General features: G+C 66.4%; 2 protein-coding genes and 1 pseudogene. All 3 read right to left on the reverse strand.

From position 1 onward, the window contains the following. Positions 1–214 (reverse strand): PPE domain-containing protein (locus HMPREF0591_RS30075; RefSeq protein WP_040624594.1); only part of this gene is annotated, 214 nt, incomplete at its 3' end. 18 nt (positions 215–232) lie between these two features. Continuing rightward, positions 233–532 carry a PE family protein gene (locus HMPREF0591_RS30080; RefSeq protein WP_007172673.1) on the reverse strand — a complete coding sequence of 100 codons (300 nt, stop codon included), beginning with the start codon at positions 530–532 and terminating at the stop codon, positions 233–235. Beyond that, a pseudogene (locus HMPREF0591_RS33605) lies at positions 529–718 on the reverse strand (MFS transporter); the annotation flags it as partial. The pseudogene HMPREF0591_RS33605 and the gene HMPREF0591_RS30080, both read right to left, overlap by 4 nt.

The raw sequence follows: 718 nt of genomic DNA on the forward strand, positions 1-718 counted from the left end.
AGGGGGCGCTCGCGGCGGTCATCGAGGTCGATGCCGGACCCAGCCACGGTCCGCTGGTCAGTCCTGAAACGACCGAGGAATACGAGGCGGACTCCGAATACAGTTGCTCGGCGAGTCCCTCCCAGGCCGCGGCGGCGGCCAGCAGAGAGCCCGGCCCCGCACCGGCGTAGATCCTTGCCGAGTTGATCTCGGGTGGCAAAGCTGCGAAATCCATCACTTCACCTCTGGGTGCTTAGCCGGCCGCGACCGCGTTGGCGGCTTCGGTGAGCGCATACGAATCAGCACTGACGCCAAGGGTGCTCGCGAACATTTCGTGGACCGCTGCAGCTTGGGCGCTGACGGCCTGGTAGATCTGCGCGTGCGCCGCGAACTGCAGCGCCGTCAATCCCGACACCTCATCGGCAGCGGCGGGAACCACCCCGGTCCTCGGGGCGGCCGCGGCCACATTCCCAGCGCTCATCGCCGAGCCGATGCCCTGCGCATCGTCTGCCGCTGCCGTCATAGCCGCCGGCTGCGTAGTGACAAGCATCATGGCTTGCTCCTAACTGGATGTTTCCTGATGGAAGAGAACCGAACCGCCGCATCGGAGAACACGGGTCCCGCGCGGCGAGCGGGGTCAAGGTGATGCAGGGTGAGTGTGGCGATGATGCCGATGAGAACGAGCCCGCCCCAAACCAGTGCGCCGGCGCTCAGCCGTTGTGCCGCACCGAATATCGAG

This window comes from Mycobacterium parascrofulaceum ATCC BAA-614 (assembly GCF_000164135.1).
GTDB classification, from domain to species: domain Bacteria; phylum Actinomycetota; class Actinomycetes; order Mycobacteriales; family Mycobacteriaceae; genus Mycobacterium; species Mycobacterium parascrofulaceum.